This window comes from Rhizobium sp. WYCCWR 11128, assembly GCF_013416305.1.
In the GTDB taxonomy this organism is placed as follows: domain Bacteria; phylum Pseudomonadota; class Alphaproteobacteria; order Rhizobiales; family Rhizobiaceae; genus Rhizobium; species Rhizobium indicum.
The window spans coordinates 273,271-295,722 of the sequence record NZ_JACCEZ010000007.1; the positions used below are offsets into that span (position 1 = coordinate 273,271).

General features: G+C 61.1%; 24 protein-coding genes. 12 read left to right on the plus strand and 12 right to left on the minus strand.

The window, feature by feature from the left end; all coding sequences use genetic code 11:
• The first annotated feature begins 109 nt into the window (after positions 1–109).
• Complete coding sequence (locus tag HX898_RS22280; RefSeq protein ID WP_003546634.1) at positions 110–541, plus strand: MucR family transcriptional regulator; 432 nt, start codon at positions 110–112, stop codon at positions 539–541.
• Between the two features lie 242 nt (positions 542–783).
• On the opposite strand, the gene HX898_RS22285 is transcribed toward HX898_RS22280, so the two are convergent.
• Together HX898_RS22285 and HX898_RS22290 are read right to left on the minus strand one after the other, a co-directional pair.
• Positions 784–1,206: a SufE family protein gene (locus HX898_RS22285; RefSeq protein WP_171599354.1), complete on the minus strand. Its 423-nt coding sequence runs from the start codon at positions 1,204–1,206 to the stop codon at positions 784–786.
• 329 nt (positions 1,207–1,535) lie between these two features.
• Entirely contained in the window at positions 1,536–2,030 is a 495-nt protein-coding gene (locus tag HX898_RS22290; protein WP_029875299.1) for a DUF5330 domain-containing protein, read from the minus strand.
• Between the two features lie 412 nt (positions 2,031–2,442).
• On the opposite strand from HX898_RS22290, the gene HX898_RS22295 reads away from it, so the two are divergent.
• From HX898_RS22295 to HX898_RS22315, 5 genes are all read left to right on the plus strand, one after another.
• Positions 2,443–4,023, plus strand: coding sequence for a HAMP domain-containing sensor histidine kinase (locus tag HX898_RS22295; protein WP_210273202.1), 1,581 nt, complete (start codon positions 2,443–2,445; stop codon positions 4,021–4,023).
• Positions 3,995–4,942, plus strand: a complete 948-nt coding sequence (locus tag HX898_RS22300) for a peptidoglycan-binding domain-containing protein (RefSeq protein ID WP_180195766.1) — start codon at positions 3,995–3,997, stop codon at positions 4,940–4,942. Before HX898_RS22295 ends, HX898_RS22300 begins: the two co-directional genes overlap by 29 nt.
• A gap of 511 nt (positions 4,943–5,453) precedes the next feature.
• On the plus strand, positions 5,454–5,804 hold the full coding sequence (locus HX898_RS22305) for a hypothetical protein (RefSeq protein WP_138328506.1): 351 nt from the start codon (positions 5,454–5,456) through the stop codon (positions 5,802–5,804).
• 171 nt (positions 5,805–5,975) lie between these two features.
• A complete protein-coding gene (locus tag HX898_RS22310; protein ID WP_180195767.1) occupies positions 5,976–6,743 on the plus strand; it encodes a Crp/Fnr family transcriptional regulator in 768 nt (255 codons plus the stop codon).
• Between the two features lie 46 nt (positions 6,744–6,789).
• Complete coding sequence (locus HX898_RS22315) at positions 6,790–6,996, plus strand: hypothetical protein (RefSeq protein ID WP_180195768.1); 207 nt, start codon at positions 6,790–6,792, stop codon at positions 6,994–6,996.
• Positions 6,997–7,033: 37 nt separating this feature from the next.
• Here the strand turns inward: HX898_RS22315 and HX898_RS22320 are convergent, their stop codons facing one another.
• A complete protein-coding gene (locus HX898_RS22320) occupies positions 7,034–7,213 on the minus strand; it encodes a hypothetical protein (RefSeq protein WP_033180556.1) in 180 nt (59 codons plus the stop codon).
• Positions 7,214–7,527: 314 nt separating this feature from the next.
• Complete coding sequence (locus tag HX898_RS22325; protein WP_180195769.1) at positions 7,528–8,565, minus strand: AraC family transcriptional regulator; 1,038 nt, start codon at positions 8,563–8,565, stop codon at positions 7,528–7,530.
• 58 nt (positions 8,566–8,623) lie between these two features.
• Here HX898_RS22325 and HX898_RS22330 point away from each other — a divergent pair, with 58 nt between their 5' ends.
• The 3 genes from HX898_RS22330 (at position 8,624) to HX898_RS22340 (ending at position 11,590) form a co-directional block, all read left to right on the plus strand.
• Positions 8,624–9,598 carry an oxidoreductase gene (locus tag HX898_RS22330; RefSeq protein ID WP_180195770.1) on the plus strand — a complete coding sequence of 325 codons (975 nt, stop codon included), beginning with the start codon at positions 8,624–8,626 and terminating at the stop codon, positions 9,596–9,598.
• Between the two features lie 136 nt (positions 9,599–9,734).
• Positions 9,735–11,183, plus strand: a complete 1,449-nt coding sequence (locus HX898_RS22335) for a methyl-accepting chemotaxis protein (protein WP_180195771.1) — start codon at positions 9,735–9,737, stop codon at positions 11,181–11,183.
• A gap of 62 nt (positions 11,184–11,245) precedes the next feature.
• Complete coding sequence (locus HX898_RS22340) at positions 11,246–11,590, plus strand: DUF1491 family protein (RefSeq protein WP_171599359.1); 345 nt, start codon at positions 11,246–11,248, stop codon at positions 11,588–11,590.
• Between the two features lie 66 nt (positions 11,591–11,656).
• On the opposite strand, the gene HX898_RS22345 is transcribed toward HX898_RS22340, so the two are convergent.
• Positions 11,657–12,706, minus strand: a complete 1,050-nt coding sequence (locus tag HX898_RS22345) for a DUF2336 domain-containing protein (RefSeq protein ID WP_138387722.1) — start codon at positions 12,704–12,706, stop codon at positions 11,657–11,659.
• Positions 12,707–12,955: 249 nt separating this feature from the next.
• The gene (locus tag HX898_RS22350) at positions 12,956–13,162 is read right to left on the minus strand and encodes a hypothetical protein (protein WP_138387721.1); all 207 of its coding nucleotides are present in this window, start codon (positions 13,160–13,162) and stop codon (positions 12,956–12,958) included.
• A gap of 540 nt (positions 13,163–13,702) precedes the next feature.
• Between HX898_RS22350 and HX898_RS22355 the strand changes: the two genes are divergently transcribed.
• On the plus strand, positions 13,703–13,870 hold the full coding sequence (locus HX898_RS22355) for a hypothetical protein (protein ID WP_167334090.1): 168 nt from the start codon (positions 13,703–13,705) through the stop codon (positions 13,868–13,870).
• A 13-nt stretch (positions 13,871–13,883) separates the two neighbouring features.
• Here HX898_RS22355 and HX898_RS22360 read toward each other — a convergent pair whose 3' ends face one another.
• From HX898_RS22360 to HX898_RS22370, 3 genes are all read right to left on the minus strand, one after another.
• Positions 13,884–14,432 carry a membrane protein gene (locus HX898_RS22360; protein ID WP_017963550.1) on the minus strand — a complete coding sequence of 183 codons (549 nt, stop codon included), beginning with the start codon at positions 14,430–14,432 and terminating at the stop codon, positions 13,884–13,886.
• A complete protein-coding gene (locus HX898_RS22365; protein ID WP_029875289.1) occupies positions 14,425–15,012 on the minus strand; it encodes a DUF1214 domain-containing protein in 588 nt (195 codons plus the stop codon). The genes HX898_RS22360 and HX898_RS22365 overlap by 8 nt, the downstream gene beginning before the upstream one ends.
• A 199-nt stretch (positions 15,013–15,211) precedes the next feature.
• A complete protein-coding gene (locus HX898_RS22370) occupies positions 15,212–17,398 on the minus strand; it encodes a PBP1A family penicillin-binding protein (protein ID WP_171599361.1) in 2,187 nt (728 codons plus the stop codon).
• Between the two features lie 204 nt (positions 17,399–17,602).
• On the opposite strand from HX898_RS22370, the gene HX898_RS22375 reads away from it, so the two are divergent.
• Positions 17,603–18,079: a YcgN family cysteine cluster protein gene (locus tag HX898_RS22375; protein ID WP_017990827.1), complete on the plus strand. Its 477-nt coding sequence runs from the start codon at positions 17,603–17,605 to the stop codon at positions 18,077–18,079.
• 47 nt (positions 18,080–18,126) lie between these two features.
• Here HX898_RS22375 and HX898_RS22380 read toward each other — a convergent pair whose 3' ends face one another.
• The 3 genes from HX898_RS22380 to HX898_RS22390 form a co-directional block, all read right to left on the minus strand.
• On the minus strand, positions 18,127–18,423 hold the full coding sequence (locus HX898_RS22380; RefSeq protein WP_210273203.1) for a hypothetical protein: 297 nt from the start codon (positions 18,421–18,423) through the stop codon (positions 18,127–18,129).
• 178 nt (positions 18,424–18,601) lie between these two features.
• On the minus strand, positions 18,602–20,563 hold the full coding sequence (locus tag HX898_RS22385; RefSeq protein WP_138328499.1) for an elongation factor G: 1,962 nt from the start codon (positions 20,561–20,563) through the stop codon (positions 18,602–18,604).
• A gap of 229 nt (positions 20,564–20,792) precedes the next feature.
• Positions 20,793–21,353 carry a TetR family transcriptional regulator gene (locus HX898_RS22390; RefSeq protein ID WP_138387718.1) on the minus strand — a complete coding sequence of 187 codons (561 nt, stop codon included), beginning with the start codon at positions 21,351–21,353 and terminating at the stop codon, positions 20,793–20,795.
• Between the two features lie 178 nt (positions 21,354–21,531).
• Between HX898_RS22390 and HX898_RS22395 the strand changes: the two genes are divergently transcribed.
• A complete protein-coding gene (locus HX898_RS22395) occupies positions 21,532–22,446 on the plus strand; it encodes an SDR family oxidoreductase (protein WP_171599363.1) in 915 nt (304 codons plus the stop codon).
• Positions 22,447–22,452: the final 6 nt, after the last annotated feature.

Sequence of the window (22,452 nt, forward strand, 5' to 3'; positions counted from 1 at the left end):
TTTTTCGAAACAGAAGGTCGCTTCCTGTGCTTTTGCTGTTCGCTTCTACGAGGCGGGTCTTTGGCGTGTCAGTCAAAGACCGTTTGAGCATGCTAACAGGAGAAATAATATGACGGATATAGCGACCGGCAGTGCGCCGGAGCTGCTTGTGGAACTGACAGCCGACATCGTCGCGGCCTATGTCAGCAACCATGTTGTACCGGTCAGCGACCTGGCCAATCTGATTTCCGACGTGCATTCGGCACTGAGCAACACGTCCGTACCGCAGCCTGCTGCGGCGATCGTCGAAAAACAGAAGCCTGCAGTTTCTGTCCGCAAGTCCGTACAGGACGAGCAGATCACGTGTTTGGAATGCGGCGGCAACTTCAAGTCCCTCAAGCGTCACCTGATGACGCATCACAGCCTCTCGCCGGAAGAATACCGCGAGAAGTGGGACCTGCCGACCGATTACCCGATGGTAGCGCCCGCTTATGCCGAAGCGCGTTCGCGCTTGGCAAAGGAGATGGGCCTCGGGCAGCGCCGCAAGCGCGGCCGCGGCTGAGCTTTTTCGAAAGCATCGACGACAAAAGCCGGGTCTTGTGCCCGGCTTTTTTGTGCCTTCGCAAGACGAAGAAATACCTTTCGGGTATTTCGAGCGTCGCAACTGATTCGGCCGGACGCCCACGGCAGCGTAAGACATCCCGTCTTATGCTTTGCCGACAGGCTTAGAATGTATTCCTATACTATGAGCAAGTGTTAATATACTGGATTGCGGCTCTCAAAGCCGGCCAGCCACGATCGCGGTCAAGCCGCAGCGCGGACTCTTGCCTCTTCGCGGATCCTGTTCACCATCGAGCGCAATCCGTTCGAGCGCTGCGATGACAGGTTCTCCACCAGGCCGATCTTCGAGAATATCTCGAAGGCATCGAGCCCGGCGATCTCGGATGCTGTCTTGCCGGAATAGGTGGCAAGCACGATGGCGACGAGACCGCGCACAATATGGGCGTCGGAATCACCCTCGAAGCTCATGACCGGGTTGTCGGGATCGCCTGTCGTATGGCTCACCAGCCACACCTGGCTGGCGCAGCCCATCACCTTATTCTCCGAGGTACGCTTCTCCTCCGCCAAGTCGGGCAGCGCCTTGCCGAGTTCGATGACGTAACGGTAGCGATCTTCCCAATCGTCCAGGAAAGCAAAGTCGTCGATGATCTGGTCGAGGGATGCCATGGAGAAGCCTTTCACTAGTAAAGCAGTTCCAGCAAAAGTGCGCAGCGGTTTTGCGTCCGGAATGCGTCAGGAAGTGCTCTAAGACTGCATATAGGTGAAAGACCGGCAGATTTGAACCGTTAAAAAGAAACGCCGTGAGGGATGGGCATCCTCACGGCGCAGCAACATGCTGAATTAAACAGGGCAGGCACGTCAGGCATGGGGCATCTCCGCGTCATGCGGACCACCGATGCAAGCTCAAGGCAATTCCAGGAAAAGTGCGAAGCGGTTTTCCGACCGGAATTGCGTAAGAACAAATGCGTTGCGGGCGATTACCCGCAGGAATTTCGTCAGGTCGCCGGCTTCGGCGTCGGCAGCGGGATCGCGCCGGTCACCACCGTCTCAGAGGAGGCGTCATCTTCGACCGGCGGACGGTAAGGCATCGGCTGGTTGAGCGCGGCTTTTGCCTCGCGCACCTTTTCCTGGATGGCAGGCGTGGTGAGGGAAGGCATGTTGAGCGCCACCGGCATCTGCGGTTCGGCAAGCTTTGCGGTTGCCGGCGCCTCGTCCTTGAACTGGCTGTCGAGAAGTTCATAGGCAACGCGGGCGCCTTCGCGAGCCCGGTAGCCGAGTGCGGTGAGGGTCTCCGTACCCTTGGCGCAGACTTCGGGCTTCTCCGAGCACATGCCGGTCAAATAGTCATAGGCGCCGCTTGCCGCCGTGAACGCGTCGGACAGCTGCAATTGCGGGCCGTTGGCGAGCTTGTCGGAACTCTCCGTGCTGAAGACGGAAAGAAGCACGAGCACGAGGCCAAACCAGAAGGATCCTTTGATCAGAAACCACATTGTCGTTGCCCATCCTGTTTCCCCGTCCGGTTCTTGTTGCCGAATCAGGCCGGTTGTCCGGTGTGTTTTCACCCTACCGCCAAGTTGCGAATGCCGCTTTTCGAAACTCACGCGCATTTGCGGCAAATTTAGTTCAAATTTTAGCGAACGGCATTTGAGGGACATTTTAGTCGAATGCGAGCGATCGCCGTTAAGCATCAGGGCAGCACCTGCTTGCAATTGCAGGACTTTTGCCGGCTCGCCTTGCCACAGGAGTTAACGCAATGCTGAAATATGAGGAAAATCCGTCGCTTACCCCCTATTAACCACAAAAGGCAAAGAGCCTTCCAGATGCTTCAAAACGAGAATTTCAGCCGTTTCAGGCTGTGAACAGCGCTTTTGCCTTATCCTTTCTTTAAGTCGCCAAGGCCTATTGTCCGGATCGATAGACAGCCTTTCGGGCGGGTATTGCGTGCGTGTATTGAGTAACATTGGCGGCTGGATGACGGCCCTCGTAGACCGGGCAGCGACAAGCTGGCTCTCCCGGACGGGCGGCGGTGAAGCCGTGCGCCAACGCGAGCTCGCGATCCTGCGCCGCCTCGTGCTGCTCTCGTCGGCTGCTCTCGTTGCCGCTCCTATCGGCCTTTCGGCGGTCACCAGTCCGGCCGTGGCGCTGCCGGCAGGTGTCGCCATGGTCTGCGCCGCCTTTCTCTTTTCCGCCGTCGGCAGCATCGCGCTCGCCCGCCAGGGTTCGTCCGCCGGTATCGCCACGCAGTCGGCCGAGGATTTCTTCCTTGCCGCCACCCCGGGCCTCGTCTTCTTCCTCGACCCGCATGGCAGTGTGGCGACCGTCGGTGGTCGCGACCGGCGCGATTTCCTCGCCTGGATGCGCGATCCGAAGGGCAGGGGCTTCCTCGAGCAGGTGCATGTCTCCGACCGCATTCTTTTCCTGCAGGCGCTCGATGGCCTGCGCCGAGGCGAGGATGCTCAGAGCGTCGACCTGCGCCTCGACCGGCCTTCGGTCTCGCGTGATCAGCGCCAGTTCGCCTATCTGAGAATGGACATGACGGCCCGGCGCGACGCCGACGGCGAACTCGCCGCCGTCATTGCCCAGCTGCGCGATGTCTCCGTCGAGCAGCAGCTGCGTGACGAAGCCCAGAACCGCGCGGCCGATGCCGAATCAGCAAATGACGCCAAATCGCGCTTCCTCGCGGCCGTCAGCCATGAGCTGCGCACGCCGCTGAACGCCATTCTCGGTTTTTCCGACATCCTGATCGGCGAATATTTCGGCAAGTTCGAAAACGACCGCCAGCGCGAATATGTCGGCCTGGTCCGCGAATCCGGGGCGCATCTGCTGTCTGTCGTCAACACTATGCTCGACATGAGCAAGATCGAAGCCGGCCGCTACGAGCTGATCCTCGAAGCCTTCGACATATCGAGCTCCGTCAAATCCTGCGAATCGATGCTGGCATTGCAGGCCAAGACCAAGGGCCTCACGCTGACCAGCCGTATCCAGCGCGGCCTCGGCGAGGTCGTCGCCGATCAGCGCGCCATCCAGCAGATCCTCATCAATCTCGTCGGCAATGCCATAAAGTTCACCGAGGCCGGCGGCGTCGTCTCGGTCGATGCGGCAGCGCGCGACGGCATCCTCAAGCTGACGGTCAGCGACACCGGCATCGGCATCCCGGCCGACAAGCTGGCATTGCTCGGCCAGCCCTTCGTCCAGATCCAGAACGATTATACCCGCCGCTTCGAAGGCTCCGGCCTCGGTCTCTCCCTGGTCAAGGGTCTGGTAGCGCTGCATGGCGGGTATTTCGCCATCGCCAGCCAGCCGGGCGAAGGCACGATTATCACCATCGAGATTGCGACGGACGGCTCGGGTGCACAGCACGCCGAAGACGCCGGTCATGGCGCGACTGTCGAGTTTCCGCCGCGGCTGAAGGGCGCGGTCAATAGTGGTGCAGGATTGGAAGAGGGGCGTTTCGATGGCCGCGCGCAAGCGAAAATCGCCTAAGGGAAAACGGCAGCAGCCGGGCCTTCTGATGTCAGGCGCTGCCGCCCTCGGCGGGCTCGGCCTGCAGGGCGCATCCGTGCTCGGCGGGGTCGGCCTGCAGGGCGCCTCGGTGCTCGGCGGCGTCATCGGCCGCAATCCGTCGGTCGCCGGCGGCGCGATCACCTTCGCCGTCATCTTCTCCTTCGTCGCCGCCAATGCGCTCTGGTATCAGCCGGGCCTGCATCCGCATCCGATCTTCCGCACCCGCGATCCGCAGTCTCCGACCGTGATCGGCGCCCGCCGCCCGGCCGAGGAGCAACAGGGCGACGTCACCACCTTCCGGATCGAACGGCCGCAGGATGCCGCCACCACCAACGCGACACCGGCGCCTGCCGCACCCGGCCAGCAGCCGAGCCAGCTCGTCATGGACATCCAGCAGCAGCTGGTGCGTCGCGGCCTCTATAACGGCATACCCGACGGCATTATCGGCCCCCGCACCAGTGCGGCCATTCTGTTCTTCGAGGAAACCGTCGGCATGACCCAGACCGGCGATCCGACACCAGAGGTGCTAGTGGCGCTGAAGACCGATGCTGCCGGCCCCTCGACCGTACCCGCCGAAAGGCCGCCCGAGGATGTGAGCTCGAAGGCGGCGGCGGAAGACCCGGTGGCCGCGGCGATCCGCAGCGCCGAGAAGACCGTCAAAACGGTTCCATCTGCGGCAAAGCAGGTTCCATCCAGCCAAATCACCAATGTCGACCTGGTGTTGAAGATCCAGAAGGGTCTTTCCAACATGGCCTATGCCAATGTCGGCGTCGACGGCGTTGCCGGCGAACAGACGCGCGCGGCCATCCGCCATTTTCAGAAGCACTACAACCTGCCCGAAGACGGCGAGCCGAACCAGGCTGTGCTGAAGAAACTTAAGGACATCGGGGCGATCTAGCTTCCGCGCCTCGCAAAACGGCGCCAGGTCAGTATGGCAAGGCCTTCCTGCACCGCATTGCCGGATGAATCGAAACTGCCGCACGTGACAAGCGTCCCTCGGGCCAATCCCAGCGTCTCGATCCTGAAGCAATGTCAGACGCGAAGGGGCCCTTAGATATTTTTCTGTCGACCTAAGCTTGCAAGCGGTCGAACCGTTAGTTCTACTAGCCTCGGAGCTCCAACCGGACGACTGAAGATGAGTAGGGCCGCCTATCCCGATTGCGGACCCGACAGCTGACGCCGGCCGCTCCAGCGCGCTGAGAGTCGATACACACGGAACTATTGTTGCAACGGCTCGTTGTGCCCGTCAGTATGTGCAAGCTGTGCCAATCTGGCGCGATGTCGTGAAGAATAGAGGGATTTTCCCGTTTTCTTCCTATGGCCAACGAAAAGGCAGACGAGCTTTTTACCCATCCGGTCTGCAACTGACCGACTTCCCGATCATATCAAAAACGCGAGAGGAAATAGCGATGAAACGTCGACCGGCTTCGTCAAGCCAAGTGCAATGTGAACGCAGGGAGGAATTTGACGACGGGCCGCGGCTTGGCCTCGGCAACAGACAAAACAAGGCTATCAGATTTCTCGACCAATATTATCCAGAACCGCAGCCGACTTCGGTGATCCCGGGGGTATCGGATATCACCATGGAAGAGCTGATAGCGCGAGACGTTGTCGCCGAGGTTCGAGCTCCCGATGGGAAAGAACGTGTTTTCATTCTCGCTGCGCGCGGGGAAGATGAAGTTCGCCGACTCAAACTTCAGGAGACATCGCTCCGAAACGGCATCGGCAAACGACGACCAGTCGCCGCATCACAAGCGTAACCAGTGTGGGCCAAATCCTCCTTCCAAAACAACGCCTAGGTGCAACTCTGTACGATTTCGTACAAAAGTTGTTGCGCAATGCAGTTTTTAAGCGCAACCTTATATATGACGTCAGCCACGTAAGGGCGCTGACGTTTGGAAGATCGTCGTGCTTTCGCCCCAGAGAGCACGATGACCAACCAAAATATGAGCACGTTCAAGAACCATTTGTTGTGTGCCCTTGCCCCTGAAGATCGGCGCCTGCTTGCCCCCAGTCTGGAGAGAATGCAGCTCAACCTTCGTCAGTCGCTCGAAAAGGCGCATCAGCCGATCAACTTCGTCTATTTTTTCGAGACGGGTCTTGGTTCGGTGGTGGCAAGCAAAGAGGGCGGTTCAACCGTCGAGGTCGGCCTTTTCGGCAGGGATGGCATGACTGGAACGTCGCTGGTCCAGGGCGATACAGAAAGCCCGTTCGACTGCTTCGTCCAGATGGGCGGCTCGGCGCTTCGTATTTCTGCCGGCAATCTTCAAGACGCGATGTCTCAGAGCGCCGCGTTAACAGAACTCTTGATGCATTATGCCCGTACGCTCGGTATCCAGACCACCTACACCGCTCTTGCAAACGGTCAGATCAAACTGGAAGAGCGGCTGGCGCGATGGATCCTCATGGTTCACGACCGCGTCAGTGGCGACAGCTTCTATGTGACCCATGAATTTCTTGCGATGATGCTTGGCGTGCGTAGGCCGGGTGTAACAGTGGCCCTGCAAATTCTAGAAGCGAAGCACTTCATCAAATCGCAACGTGGGGCAGTTCTCGTGCAGGATCGCACCGGGCTGATGCACCTCTGCCAAGGCACCTATGGCCCGGCTGAGATAGAATACGAACGGCTGACCGGCATTCCTCTTGGTAAATCGAAGCCGGTTCCGAATGACGCCGCGCCGTTGATACGGCCTGCCTGATCGACAACTGAACGCATTTGACGTCGGCAACCCTTAAGGATGATGCGTGACTTCATTTTACAATCAACATGTAGACGAGACCGCTTCGACAGTGCTCCTGATCGCCTTCCAAGAGGCCTGCGCCCGGCATGACATCTCGCCCGATAGCGAAGACGGCTCGGATCTCTTAACCGTTCTTTTGTATGCCTTTCAAAAGGGGACGACGACCAAGGATGCGCTGGTCGGCCTCGCGTTAAATCTCATTGGCAAATGAAAGGGAAAATCCCGTCCGTCTCGTCCCGGTTGGTAGATCACCTTTTGAGACGATGCGCGGCGCGATCGGAGGCATCTCGATCAGATCGGTGCAGATTGAGAATCCGGATCGCGTCCATTCTGGCGATGGCGTGTTTCTGCACAAAATAGTCAAGTTCATAAGCATCGGACACTTTTTTCCGATCCTGTGCGGGTTTGATCACGGTGACAGTCATCATTTTCTCCTTCTATACCAAATCAGTTGATTCAACTTATCAGGGTCGTGACTCGACCGGTGGAATGGTACGGAATGAGACAATGTCATGGAGGGGGAGCTGCAATTCATCTTCCGCGGACAGGCGTCGACCCTGAGCGCATCTTCGCTGGCCAACATTCCAGCCAATGGGCCGCATGTCTTCAAAAATACGTCCGGACAAATGCTACACAGGCGACGGCCATCTTTAATCCACTTCATCACGGAATGCGGGCGACAGCATTGAGAGCATGATGCTGCTGGGCCGATCGGGCCTAAAATCATGCGGATCTCGCGCCGCTACGATGCCGCCTTCAAAAGCCTGTAATGCGTCGTCATCGCCTGCCCCTCGACATCCACCACCTCTTCGATCGGCCCGGCCTTGCGGGCCATCGCCACGCGGTAGCGCCTGGGCGCCATACCCGTCATTCGTTTGAAGGCGTTGCTGAAGGCGCTTTCGGATGTGTAGCCGAGCGAAAGCGCCAGTGCTGAAACCGGCATGCTGCCCTCCCGCAGCTCGCGTTCGGCAAGGCGCATGCGCCAGCCGATCAGATAGGTGAGCGGCGCAACCCCCGCCACGGTCTTGAACCGCAGGGCAAAGCTCGTGCGCGACATGCCGGCCGCCTTTGCCAGTTCGCCAAGCTGCCAGGACCGGCCGGGATCGCCATGCATCAGCCGCAGCGCCGGCGCAATGCGATCGTCGCCGAAGGCTCGGAGCCACCCGACCGTCAATGGCGCCGAGCTCATGATGTGCGCCCTCAGCACCTGCACGAACATCAACTGCGCAAGCTGGGTCGAGGCGAGCAGGGCGCCTGGCCGCTTTGCCGCCATCTCCCGCACCAACTGGTCGAGCAGCCAGCGCAGCACGCCGGCTTCGGCAAGGGCGGCGCGCACATGAATGATCGGCGGCAATACGTCGGACAGCAGCTCCATGCCCTGCGGCCCGAGCGCGATGTGGCCGCCGAGATAGTGAAAATCCTCGCCAACGCCGTGGCGTGCCATGCCATCGACCTTTTCCTTGAAGGCGCCGACCGCGTCAGTGGGCGCAACGGCAAGGTCGCTCGCCAGGATGAAGGAGTGCTGGCCGTTCAGAAGCGCAACGTCGCCTGACTCCAGCAGAATGGGTTCTCTGCCATTGTCGAGGCAGAGCCAGCAGCGCCCCTTGGCGACCGCGCTGATCTTGATCCGGTTCGGCCGGGGGAAGCGCAGCGCCCAGGCGCCGCCGGCGATCAGCCCACCCGACACAAGGCAGCGCGCATCGAGCAGATTGAGCATTTCGGAGAGCGGGTCACTGATCATTTTTGAACGATGCAGCAGGAAATCGGGATTTGCAAGCATTCAGAATCCCGTTTTCCGGGCGTACATAAGGCCATCATGCAACAACGGAGGGCACGTCATGTCCACCCCACAAGCTCCCATCGGTTCCGGCTTCGGTGCGGCCTCAACCGCCGCCGACGTCATTGCCGGGCACGATCTTTCAGGCAAGGTCGCGATCGTCACCGGCGGTTATTCCGGTCTTGGCCTCGAGACGGCTCGTGTGCTCGCCGAAGCCGGCGCCAGGGTTGTCGTCCCCGCCCGCAATCTTGGAAAAGCCAAGGCGGCCGTGCAAAGCGTTCCCGGCCTCGCGGTGGAAAAGCTCGACCTGATGGACCCCGGGTCGATCGACGATTTTGCCGATCGCTTCCTCGCTAGCGGCGAGCCCCTGCATCTGCTCATCAACAATGCTGCCGTCATGGCGAACCCGTTGACGCGTGACGCCCGCGGTTACGAATCGCAGTTCTCCACCAATCATCTCGGCCATTTCCAGCTCACTGCCCGTCTCTGGCCGGCGCTGGTAAAGGCCGAGGGCGCGCGCGTTGTCGCCGTCTCCTCGCGCGGCCACGTCTTCTCCGGCGTCGATTTCGACGATCCGAATTTCGAGAACCGCGAATACGCGCCCTATCTCGCCTATGGCCAGTCGAAGACGGCAAATGCTCTCTTTGCGATCTCACTGGACGCTTTGGGTGCGAAGCACGGTATCCGGGCCTTCTCGCTGCATCCCGGCGGGATCGTCACCACCAATCTGGTCCGCCATCAGTCGAGCGACTTCCTCAAGGCGAGCGGCTATGTCGACGAGGGCGGCAAGCCGGTCATCGATCCGGAAAACAACAAGAAGACGATTGAGCAAGGGGCGTCGACCACCGTCTGGTGCGCCGTCAGCGAGAAGCTCGAGGGTCTCGGCGGCGTCTATTGCGAGAACTGCGATATCGCCACCGCCGTCCCCGGCGATTCGACCGAGATGCTCGGTGTCCGTCCTTGGGCAACCGATCCGGAATTTGCCGAACGCCTCTGGCAGCTGAGCGTGCGGCTGACGGGCTTCATCGCCAGCTGATGGGGCGCCACACGGCCGGCCTACAGTCACGGAGTCCTCTTTCCCTACAACCTAAGTCTAAGGTTCTGCCGCTGTTTGCAACTTATTAACCATGTTGCCTGAAGCTTTTCTGATTGGGCGGGGGGGGGCGTCGGTCATGCATGCGCTGAAGGCGATAGACGATCTGGCCGGAGAACCGGCGGTCGAAGCGGGAGGGCCTGATCGCGAGGCGCTGCGCCACATCCTGCTGCGTCTTGCCGAAGAAGCCTCCACCCTTGGCATCGATCTCGTGGATATCGCCGGCGCCATCCAGGACATGGCGGGAATGTCGGCCCGGCATGCCTCCGCCTTCGATCACGTCACCCGCACCGCGCTTTCGATTGCCGAGACCAACCGCTCGGTCGCCGTGTCGCTGCGCGAGACCGATCGCACGGCGGCCGAGGCCCGTCACATGCTGAAGGAGTCGGCTGATCGCCTGACGGGCTCCGTCGCCGAGATCGGCCACATGGTTCAGTCCTCCAACGAGATCGGCGCTGAGATCGCCGGCTTCTCGAAGTCGCTTGCCGATGTCGACAATATCGCCGAGGAGATCAGCACCATCGCCCGCCAGACCAACCTGCTGGCGCTGAATGCCGCGATCGAGGCGGCGCGCGCCGGCGATGCGGGCAAGGGTTTTGCGGTCGTCGCCGCTGAGGTCCGGGCGCTTTCGCTGCAGACCTCGAAGGCGACCGGCTCCATCCAGCAGACGCTGGACGAACTGCGCGTGAAGATCGACCGGCTGTCGGCCGTCGGCAGCGATGCGCGCGACAGTGCCGCCGGCGTGCGTGACAAGTCGGAGGCGATGCGCGGCGCCTTCGAAAGCATGGAACATGTCATCACCCGCATCCTCGACAGTTCGACTGTCATGGCCAACACCACCGAGGCGGTCGACCAGCAATGCGCCGGCTTCGTCCAGAAGCTCGGCGAGATGTCGGCCGAGGTCGCCGGCTCGAATGTCCGGCTGCAGCAGGCGGCAAAACGCGTCGACAGCGTCGTCGGCCTCTCGGAAACCCTGATCCAGCTGACGGCGAGTGCCGGCGTCAAGACCGCCGACAGCCGTTGGATCGAGGAAGCGCAGTCGGTGGCAAGACAGATTTCCGGCGCCTTCGAACGCGCCGTCGCGGAAGGTCAGATCGGGCTCGATGCTCTTTTCGAGCGACGGTATCGGCCGATACCGGGCTCTGATCCTGCACAGATGATGGCGGCCTTCACCGAACTCACCGACCGCCTGCTGCCGCCGATCCAGGAACCCGTCACAACCTTGGACGAGCGCATCGCCTTCTGCGCGGCGATCGACGAGAATGGCTATCTGCCGACCCACAACCGAAAATTCTCGCAAGCCCAGCGGCCTGGCGACAGCGTCTGGAACACTGCCAATTGCCGCAACCGCCGCATCTTTGCCGATCGCGTTGGCCTTGCAGCCGGTCGCAGCACCGCGCCCTTCCTCGTCCAGACCTACAGGCGCGACATGGGCGGCGGCAATTTCGTGATGATGAAAGATATCTCCGCTCCGATCACGGTGCGCGGACGGCATTGGGGAGGATTACGGCTGGCAGTCAAGGTCTGACCCCTGGGGTCAAACTCTGGCCCCGCATTGCCGCCACCGACGCGCCGGTCTATACCGCACCGATGAGATTACGCGCCGACATCTTCATTTCAGCCCTCCTGCGCCGCGTCTTCGCCAGCGGCGATTTCGCCGCCGTCGAGAAGAAGGGTGCGGAGGAGGCGGGTGCGATCTTCATCCGCCAGCACTTCCGCGACGGCCTGGAAACGCTCTACGCGCCGGCACCGCAGACAGCCTTCGGCGAAGGTCAGGCCGGCGACCGGCTGTTCGAGATCCGCCTGTCGCGCGGCGATCCGGAGGCGGTCCGCGCGATGCTGGAGCGTGAACGCAAATTCGACCCCGATCTCTGGATCGTCGAGCTGGAGGCGGAGGAACTGGGGGACATGATCCCGCTTGCGAAGGGCGGCTGAGCCAAGGCGCTCGTCAGCTCAGCGTCATTTTGAACCGCTGTAGGTGGTAAGGTCATCAACCGCAGTTCAGCGAGACCGCCGCCCCATGACGCGCATGTCGCGCTGCGGCGGCGCCTGGCGGATGAAGCGATAGTCGGGCGTTGCTGCCGGCGCGGGTGCATCGGTCGCTTCCGGCTTATAGGTGTAGCGATCGGCGCGCCGCCAGGCTTCGACGCGTTCGTGGCATTCTTCCGGGTCGAGCGCATCGAGCACCATCCAGCCGCGCGTAACGTTATGCTGCTGTTCGGCAAGGTGCGGATAGAGCCTTTCGAGCACGAAGACGGCATCGAGAAAGCCCATGCCGAGGCTGGTCAGGGTCGTGGCGAGCTGCTGGCCGGAAAGATCGAGCATGATGCGCTCGGCAAGCCAGCGGCTGGCGGAAAGCGCATCGGCAAGCGCGGTTGCGAAATGCGTCGCTTCACGCGAGCGGGCAAAGCGCACCAGCAGCGCCTCTTGAATGTCGGTGAGCGTGCGCAGACCGAGCCTGTCCTCGTCGGCACGGCCGAGATGGCCGGCAAGGCCGAGGATACGCTCGCGCAACGCCTCTTCATTGGCAATCCGCTGTTCCGCCAGCGCATCTGCCTCGTTGGTCTCGGTCGGCGCTGGCGAAAGCGGCACCGCCGGCGATTCCATGACCGGCGCCGATGTGGCCGCCGACCGCGGCTGGCTCTGGCGCAGCGCCACCAAAGCATCGATGACCTTCGGCGAGAGTGAATCGCGGCTGACGATCGCCTTGACATGCGTTGCACCCTGCATGCGCGCGATGGTGATCAGCGTATCGTCGGCGATTGCCTTCGAGGCGGCAAGAAAGGGGGCTGCGATATCGATCGGCTGGTTGCCGATGAACAGCGCCACGGCGGCCGGCATGTTCTCGCATTGGGACAGCGCCGCGACCGCCTGGCGCTTGGCCTCGTCGGAGGAGGCCTGGAACAGCGGCATGAAAAGTTCGGCGAATTGGCGCAGTTCGGACCGTGTCGGATGAGACAGGTTCTCGAAACTGCTGACAGTCGCCATTAGTACCACGTCCTTTTTCCTGACGGCCAAGGGGCCTTCTAGGTCTCGAAACCGGTCACGCACAAAAACACCCCGAAAACGCAGAACAAGGGGACCAAGGCCGATATGCGCTGGCGGAACGCATGTCAGGCCATACGGTTATGAACAAATCCTACACCGGTACGGTTAATGCATGCTGAAGATTTTATTAAAATGCAACAGAAATATACACGCGGAACGTGTTGCGACATGGTTGGCCGGCAATATAAAAATGCATGGTTTGGAAGGCGTGCTGCGACGATTGCAGCATCGCTGCCGCGGTGGTGGAAAAACTCAGGCGGCCCTGTGATCGCGCAGCGCGTGCAGCAGTTTTTCGCGGCTGTCGTAACCGGCCTGATAAAGGTCGAGTGCTGTGGATGCCGCGAATTGCGCGTCGACGCTTTTGATGTCGATCCGCCGTTCTGAGCACCAGGCATCAAGCGCACTGCGCAGCACGTCGAGATCTTCAGGCGAGAAAGATGAATTGACCAGCAAAGACACCGCTTGCCCTCCGCATTCCGGCAAGAACGTGGAAAATCCCGATCGATCGGAGCCCGGAAACGTGTGACCGACATGAGCGAACATACGCGCATCTCAGCGCCTCGCAATTAAATATTTTCATGATGTATTTTTGCAACATCGCCTTTTTCCCGGCCGGCGGATTGCAGCGCCGATGTCAACTATATGAATTGGTTCTAATTTTATCCGTTGATCTCCAGCCGGCCGTTTGTGTAGGCGGCGTGAAACCAAATCAACTCTTCGCGCGTTAAAGGGGAAGTAACGTGAACTGTGTTTGGCCTCGGCTGAACATTAGTAAACTGTTAACTGTCATCTGTCTCAATTCGGATAGGAACGACGCGATTTGAGTATTTGGATCGTTGAAACTCCGCATCACGGTATTTCAATCAGGTGCCGTGGGAAAGGCGCGAATGCCCTCGGGCCGGTCATCCCGGTACTGCAGGACGCGCCGGCCCGCACATTGGCGGGCAGGGTGAAATCCATCGCAACTTCATCCGTCTCGGGCAGTGCATGGAGACGAGAATGGCAATAGTAGTCGCATTGGCGGATCGGCGGCCGCGGGCGCCGCGTCGCCCGGACAAAGAGCCCCGCGAAGCCAAGATCCTTTGGTTCACCGGCGTCCGCTACGAGCGGTTGACCGAGAGCCCGAAACATCGTCCGGCGCCCGCGCCGCGCGTCAACAAGAAGTAACCGCTCTTCAACCTCAGCGAGCGGCGAATTGCTCGCAGCCGGCTTCCGTCAGGAAGTTGCGCGCAGCCTCATCGAAGCTCGCCTGCGGCGCCAGCGTCCGCAGCACGGCATAGCCGTCCGGCCGTGCCATTTCCACCAGGATCGCCTGCTGCAGCTCCTGCGGCAAGTTCTTGCGCAGGTCGGTCAGCTGGATCGGACTGCCGGCCAGCACATCGAGCGCGCCGCCGACCGATGTCCTGTCATTCATGCTGAAGACCTCGTTGGAGGCGCTGTCATAGATCGCGATCGACCAGAAGGGCACATTGCCCTTGGCGGTGAAATGTACCGGCGCATCCTCGACGTCGAAGGAGCAGACGGCGGTGCGCAGGAAGGGGTCGCCATTGGCAAGGCCGGCCTCGTCATATTGGTCGCCGAGCAGGTAGAAATTATTGAGGTCGCCCTCTGCCTCCACGCGGGTCGCCGCATCCCTGCCGGTGAAATGCGGCAGCGACAGGATGATGACGAGATGCAGCAGGGCTGCGCCGAAAAGACCGGTCAGGACCGCGAAGAATATCCTAAGCATTGCCGCATCCGGTCTTGGTGAGCTTCGGCATGGCGAGGTCGATCACGCCGGAACTGCCGGCTGTCGGTGTGTCGAACAGCGTCAGCACCAGCCGGAAGGTGCCGGCCTCTGGCAAGGCCAGCCAGTTGCCCGGCTGCGCGACGGCGGAGATCTCAACCGAGAAACTGCTGTCTTGATTGCGCAGCACGGTCCAGGAATTGAGCGCTGAGGGATGCCCGGTCTTCACCGCTGCCGGATTGCCGCCATTGTCGGCGGTAAAGAGGGTCCAGAGCCGGGCAGGCGGCGTCTGCCCGCTGATGCGGTAGCGGCAGCCGGCATTCAGCCGCGCGCCTTCGTCGTCGACACTCGCCGTGAAGGTCAGACCCTCGGCGCTGCCATAGAGCAGCTTGCCGGCGCGCGCCCGGTGCGACTTGGCATAAGGATCGGCCTCGACCGTCTGCAACGCTGGAAAGGCCTCCCAGGCGCCGAGCTTGATCGCCCCGAAACCCTGTGTCGCATCCAGCGCATAAAGCGAAATCATGATCCCGCCGCCGAAGGCGACGATCAGCGTGATCGCGATAAAGAGGGGGAATCGAAACACGTCATGACCTTGAAAACCATATCGGATGAAAGGGTTACCACTGATTCTGGCAGGGTGGAATGCCGGGCAGTGACATGGGCGATTGATCCCCGGTTATGTCCAAGCGGCAAAGCAGTCTGCCAACTGCGGCAATACGGACTTTCACCCAGAGATGCCGGCAGGCGGATGGGGGGCAGCTACCGGCAATCTCCTGGGCCGGCTACTCCGCGCTCGCCACCTTCGCCGGCGCGAGTGGGGCGGCATCCTTCAGCTTTTCGCCGAGCTTCTTGAGGATGCCAGTCGATTGAACCGAGAGCATGCGCGGCCGGATGAGCTGCGGCAATCCGTCCTGCGGCTTGGCGGCGGCGGTCTTGGCGAGGTCCTTTTCCGAGGGCAGGGGATTTTCGACGCCGGGGATGGCGCGCAGCGTCACACCCTGATGGGCGTAATCCATGGCGCGCTTGAAAGTCATCGCCGGCAGCGAACCGCCGGTCATCTCGTTGGTCGAGGTGTAGTCGTCATTGCCGAACCAGACGGCGCAGGTGTAATTGCCGGTGAACCCAACGAACCAGGCGTCGCGATAGGCCTGGGTCGTGCCGGTCTTGCCGGCCGTCAGGATGCCGTTGTCGAGAGCCGCCTTGCGCGCCGTGCCGACATAGGGGACGCGCGACAGCATCTGGTTCATATAGGCGTCGGCCTGTTCGGAGAGCACACGTTTCGGCGCCGGTTCGTCACGGTCGAAATCGTAGAGCACGTCACCGTCGTAATCGAGGATCTGGGTGATGCCGTGGCGGCGCGACTGGTAGCCGCCGGCCGGGAAGGTGGCATAGGCCGTCGCCTGGTCGAGGACCGTCACCTCGGAGGTGCCGATCGGGATGGTGACGTCGTCGCGGATCGGCGTTTCGACGCCGAGGTTCTTCGCCATCGCCCGGATCGGCTGAATGCCGAGTTTTTCCTTGGCGAGCCGCACCGGCACGGTGTTGATCGACTGGGCGATCGCGGTCTCAAGCGTGATGCGGCCGGCATAGCGGTTTGCGTAATTGTGAGGGCTCCAGTTGCCCCAGTAGATCGGCGCATCGACGATCGTCGTCTGCGGCGTCATGCCGCTCTCCATCGCCACCGCATAAGTGTAGACCTTGAAGGACGAGCCTGGCTGGCGCAGCGCCCTGCTGGCGCGGTTGAACTGGCTCTCGCCGTAATCCCGGCCGCCGACCATGGCGCGCACGGCCCCGCCGTTTTCGATCATCACCATCGCGCCCTGCTTGGCGTGATAGGCCTCGCCATATTCGCGCAGCGACGTCTCGACCGAATCCTCGGCCGCCTTCTGGATGCCCATGTCGATCGTCGTGCGCACGATCAGCGAATGCTGGTGGAAGCGCGACGAAAGCCGCTGGACCTCGTCGAAAGCCCAATCGAGGAAGAAATCGGGCGATTCCACCTCGTTGCGGTCGACGACGGTAGCTGGATTGCGCCTGGCGGCGATCACCTGGCCCTCGGTCATCAGCCCGCTCTGCACCAGATTGGTCAGCACTTCGTTGGCGCGGGCACGCGCCGCCGGCAGGTTGACATGCGGCGCGTATTTCGCCGGCGCCTTGAACAGGCCGGCAAGCATGGCGGATTCGGCAAGGTTCACATCGGTGATGTTCTTGCCGAAATAGAACTGCGCCGCCGCCGCTGCGCCAAAAGTGCCGCCGCCCATATAGGCGCGGTCGAGATAGGTGGAGAGGATTTCCTTCTTGGAAAGGTTCGCCTCGAGCCAAAGCGCCAGGAACGCCTCGGTGACCTTGCGGTCGATCGAGCGTTCGTTCGACAGGAACAGGTTCTTGGCGAGCTGCTGCGTCAGTGTCGAGCCGCCTTGGACGACTTCGCCGGCGCGCGCATTCTCGCTCATGGCGCGGAAGAGGCCGATGAAATCGATGCCGAAATGGTCGAAGAAGCGCCGGTCCTCGGTGGCGATCACCGATTTGATCAGCGAATCCGGCAGCTCGTCGATCGGTACGGAATTCTGGTGGATGACGCCGCGATGGCCGATGACATTGCCGTAGCGGTCGGTGAAGGTGACGGCGAAATCGCCGCGGTTGCGCCAGTCTTCCTTGGTCGCCTCGAAGGCAGGCTGGGCAAGCAGCAGCATCAGCACCGAGCCGGCCGCTCCGAGCGTCAGTCCCTCGCCGGCAAGTTCGAAGACCATGCGCTTCCAGCCGCGCACGCGGAAACGGCGGAAAAAGATGGTAATGTCTTCCCAGATCTCGGCGGCGCGGAAGCCGGCGTTCCAGACGGTCGAATCGATCCAGGAATCGATACGCAGCAGAATGTGACGGCTCTTCGCCGGCCGCTTTTCCGCCGCCTCGTTCGCCGCTTTTCCGGGCCTTTTTTCTGGCCCATTTCCTGGGTTGTCCGGATCCTGCACGTCCTGTATTCCCGCCTGATTGCGCTTCGATCATATCCGACAAAAGCGCGAGGCCCGCATATGGCCGCAAAGCTCTCCGATACGAGGAGAGAATTCTCCGAGTACCAGGAGTATACTGAAGGATTGATTGATTTTGCGGCTGATAACAAGAGAGATGCATCAGGGTCACGCGAATTTGCGGGTCGCTGTTGCAAGAAACGAACGATGAACGATCTGCCCTTCTGGAAGAGCAAGACGCTTGCCGAAATGAGCGTCGCCGAGTGGGAAAGCCTCTGCGACGGCTGCGGCCTCTGTTGTCTCAACAAGATCGAGGAATGGGATAGTGGCGATATCTATTTCACCTCGGTCAGCTGCAAGCTGCTCGACGGCGAAAGCTGTCGCTGCTCCAGCTATGAGAACCGCTGGGATTTCGTGCCGGACTGCGTGCAGCTGACCAAGGAAAATGTGCCTGATATCGCCTGGTTGCCGCCCACCTGCGGCTACCGGCTGGTCAATGAAGGCCGCGACCTCTACTGGTGGCACCCGCTCGTCTCCGGCGACCCGGAGACCGTCCATGCCGCCGGCATTTCCGCGCGAGGCCGCGCGATCAACGAAAATGAGATCGATCTCGACGATCTCGAGGATTACGTCGTCGACTGGCCGCTGACCGTGGGCGAGGAGAAGGACGATGAGGACGCCTAACATTACAGTTGCCCACCTTGCACGACGGCGAATTGAACCTTCATCCGTCATCGCATGGTCGCTTTGGCGACGGGCGCATCAAGCCGCAGCAAGGCAAGTCCACCGCAAATCAAAAATGCAACTGTAATGTTAGACGACAGGCATTCGGAGACCGATTTCGATTCACCGGTGGGGAATTCGTCGAAGCAGTTCCTTGCGACGTTATCCGCGAATACGACGACCGTTGCCAGGTCTTCGGACGTAAGCCGGGTTTCTTGTAGATGATCGTAGGCATGTTCAATCCTCCTTGATTGGGTTCGGATTTCGGATTTGCCGTACGGATGTCTTCTTTTGATGACCGCCAAGGCCGCATCGAGATCTGCATTAGAGGCCATGATGCATTAGAAGCGGTTAGTGGCCGATAATCGCTCCCGCGAATCTCAGATTAAATGCCATAGGTAGCGTGAAACGGCGCATTCTCACGGTTAACTGCCAAACGACACGAGCCCATTCTGCGAACGAGCATGAAGTGGCGCGAACGTTTCAGTGTGCGACGCCTGGTCCCTCGTGTGCCCTCACGATGGCGTCCGCTTCCTTGCCGTATAACTCCTCGAAGTGATCGAAGGTCTTGGAAAAGTAACCAATGCCCTGCGTCGCCGAGCGCAGCGCCCGCGCCAGATCGTCAAGTGCGCCGCCCGGAATGAGTGCCCGGAAGATGTCCCATCCCTTAGCGGTTTCATCCCGGTCGAAGCCGAGAACCTGACCCTTGAGAGCGGAGACGATCTGGACGAGGCTGCCGGAATAGATCGACGGAATGTGAATTTCGCTGCGGAAGACCGGTTGCATTAAAACGGCCGACCCTTCGGAAAGCGCCTGTCGCACTCCCATTTTCGACGCAGTCCGGAAGGCGTGTTCCGAACTGTCGACGGCATGGTGCTGACCATCGTACAGCGTTACGCCGACATCGATGACCTGGAAGCCTAGCGGCCCTTTCTCCATCGCTTCGCGCGCGCCTGCTTCGACAGCAGGGATGTAGTTGCGCGGAACGACGCCACCCTTGACGGTTTCGCTAAAGGTGAAGCCCCGGCCGCGCTCATTGGGGCGAATGCTCAGCTTCACATCCGCGAACTGTCCGGCACCGCCGGTCTGTTTGCGGTGACGGTAATGAACCTCAGATGGTTTCGCAATTGTCTCGCGGTAGATCGGGCTGGGCGTTCGATCGGTTACGGCGATGTGAAACACGTCGGACAGGGTTCGGCAGAGATCGCGCAGATGCACCGGCCCCTGGGCGCAGACGAGCTGGGCGCCGGTGCTTTCCTCCTGCAAGACCGTTAGGCCGCGATCCGTCGCGGAAAGTTTTGCCAGCGTTTCGGAGAGCTTGTTTTCATCGCGCTCGCTGCCTGGGATTAGGATCCTTTCAAGCATCGGCGTGGGTGGCTCCGTCCATTCAGGCGGGGCGACCACCGCGTCTGATGTCAACAGCGAAGGGACGGGCAAGTGGTCGGACTTGACCGTCGCAAACACATCCCCCGACGCAGGCACAACCGCCGAATTGGACCGCCCGTTTGCGAGATGCTGTACGGCGCCGAGGCTGGAGCCGCCCAGTGATGCGCCCTGCCGCAGTCCCACGCCAAGCGCGCGCACGAGCACTGTCTTACCGACATTCTGGCGATGATAGGCATGGAAGCTCACGGCGGTCAGCTTGTTTTCATCGACATTGCCCGCACGAGCCAGGCGCTGTCGAAGAACCCCCACCGGCGGCGCCTCGTGGCGCAGCGCCTTCATCAGCCTCATCATGCCGTTGCCGTGACTTGCGGCACCGATCAGGACTGGAATAATCCTGTTTTCCCTGAGAACCCGCGATGAAATGGCATAGAGCGCGTCGCTGGGCGGCTCGCGATCTTCGATCAGTTCCTCGAGAAGCCAGTCATCGAATTCGGACAGGTGTTCCAGGAGCTCGCTGCGCGCTTCGTGCTCGCGCTCGGCGGCGCTTTCGGGGATTGCGATCAGCGCCGAAGTCTGGCCTTCCCGGTAGCGCCACGCCCGTTCGGAAATCAGATCGCAACTGCCTATGATCCTGTCCCCCTCGCGGATCGGGATCTGGCGAAGCAAAAGCGTGTGGTTGGCGTAGTCTTGAAGCGCGGCGATCACGTCCCTCAGCCGCCCTCTCGGTTCGTCCATCCGGTTGACGAAGAGGATGCACGGCGTCTCCGAGGCCTCGATTACGCGCAGATAGGGCGCGGCGAGCACAGCCTCCTCGGGTGCCGATGAAACGCACAGGATGCAGGCGTCGCTGGCGAGAAGCGCGTGCTGTGCATGCGCCAACGCTTCATTGGGTCCTGGCGCATCCAGCGCACACCACGACTCATTTCCAAAGGTGAATTCTGTGAGGTTCAATCCATAAGGGGAGCTGGATTTTCTCGCCGCCCCTTCCAGGGAGCCGAGCTTTTCCACGACTGTTGATTTTCCGGTCTGCGAAGGTCCAAGCACGGTAAAGCAGCGCATCGGCATTCCTCCAACTGCCATAAACACAACTTTCAGCCATCATAGGATGCCCTGAACCGCTGCAAGGCGCCAGAGGTGCATTCGCGCTTTCACATCACGCAACGAAGACGCCCAAAGCTCCAGCGTCGCCTCAATCGATACGCCTGTCATCCATGACCTACGGATCACGGAAACCCATGGATTCAGATATTCCAACTATATGCAGCTGTAATGCTAGTCTAAGCGGGGATCAGGGCTTCACTGCTGTCAGGAAGCGCTTCAATTCCGTCTCCACATAGGCAGCCACCGGGCCGTCTGCGCCAAATCCCCACCAGGTGAGCGAACCCTGCCATTGCGCCAGCATCAGCCGGGCGATCGTCTCCGGATCGCTCGCCGAGCTGAAGCAGCGTGCGATCGCTTTCGTCAGCGCCGTTCCCCAGGCTGCACCCCGGGCCTGCAGCACCGGATCGCGGAAGTCCTCGCGAAGCACCAGCAGTCCCTCGCCATAGGCGGCGGCATTGTCGCCGTAATCCTGCGACAGGCCGACGAGCAGCGCGACGGCGCCTTCCGGGGTTTTCGCCACGCTCCCGGCAAGCCGCGCCGTTTCCGCATCCAGCCGGTCCCAGGCGTGAAGCAGCGCAGCGCGCAGCATCGCCGCTTTCGTCGCGAAACGCTGCACCAGCGTCGAGCCGGAAAGACCGCTGGCTTTCGCCACCGCCGCAAAGGTCGCCGCATCCGGCCCCTCGGCGTGGATCAGCGCCAGCACCATGGCGAGAAGCTGTTCATCGGAAACTGTGCGGCGACGCGGCATGAAATTCCTCTTGCATTCGCTTCGAATGTAAACGATCATTCGTTTATATACAAGCAGTGCCAGCTGGAGCAATTCCGGGAAAAGTGTGAAGCGGTTTTCCGTCCGGAATTGCGTAAAAACAAGAGCTAAACCCGGGTGCTTACGGCATGAAGGCCGTTCTAGCGTGGAGGATGGAGAAGTGACAGCGAACTTGCGGGAGAAAGTGGCCTTGGTGGCGGGTGCTACGCGCGGCGCCGGCCGAGGCATCGCGGTGGAACTTGGTGCCGCCGGCGCCACCGTCTACGTGACCGGGCGCACGACGCGCGCCCAGCAATCCGAGTATGCCAGGCCGGAGACGATCGAGGAGACGGCCGAGCTGGTGACATCAGCCGGCGGCAAGGGCATTGCCGTGCAGGTGGACCATCTCGTCCAGCAACAGGTCGAGGCGTTGGTCGCCCGCATCCGCGGCGAAGCTGGCCGGCTCGATATTCTGGTCAACGACATCTGGGGCTGTGAGAAGCTGTTCGAATGGGACAAGGCCGTCTGGGAGCATTCGCTGGACAAGGGCCTGCGCATGCTGCAGCTCGGCATCGAGACGCATCTGATCACCGCCCATTACGCCCTGCCGCTGATGATCGAGCGGCCCGGCGGGCTGCTGGTGGAGATGACCGACGGCACGGCCGAATACAATGCCACCCATTACCGGCTCTCGCCCTTTTACGACCTGGTCAAGACAGGCGTCACCCGCATGGCCTGGGCACATGCGCAAGATTTGGAAAAACACGGCGCCACCGCCGTTTCGATCACGCCCGGCTGGCTGCGTTCTGAAATGATGCTGGATGCTTATGGTGTTCGCGAGGAGAACTGGCGCGAGGCGACGAAGGTGCAGCCGCATTTCGCCATTTCCGAAACCCCGCGCTTCGTCGGCCGGGCCGTTGCGGCCATAGCCGCCGACCCCGACCGCGCCCGCTGGAACGGCCAGTCGCTGTCGAGCGGCGGAGTGGCCAAGACCTATGGCTTCGACGATATCGACGGTTCGCGGCCGGATTGCTGGCGCTACATGGTGGAAGTGCAGGATCCGGGCAGGCCGGCGGATGTGACAGGCTACCGCTAAACAATT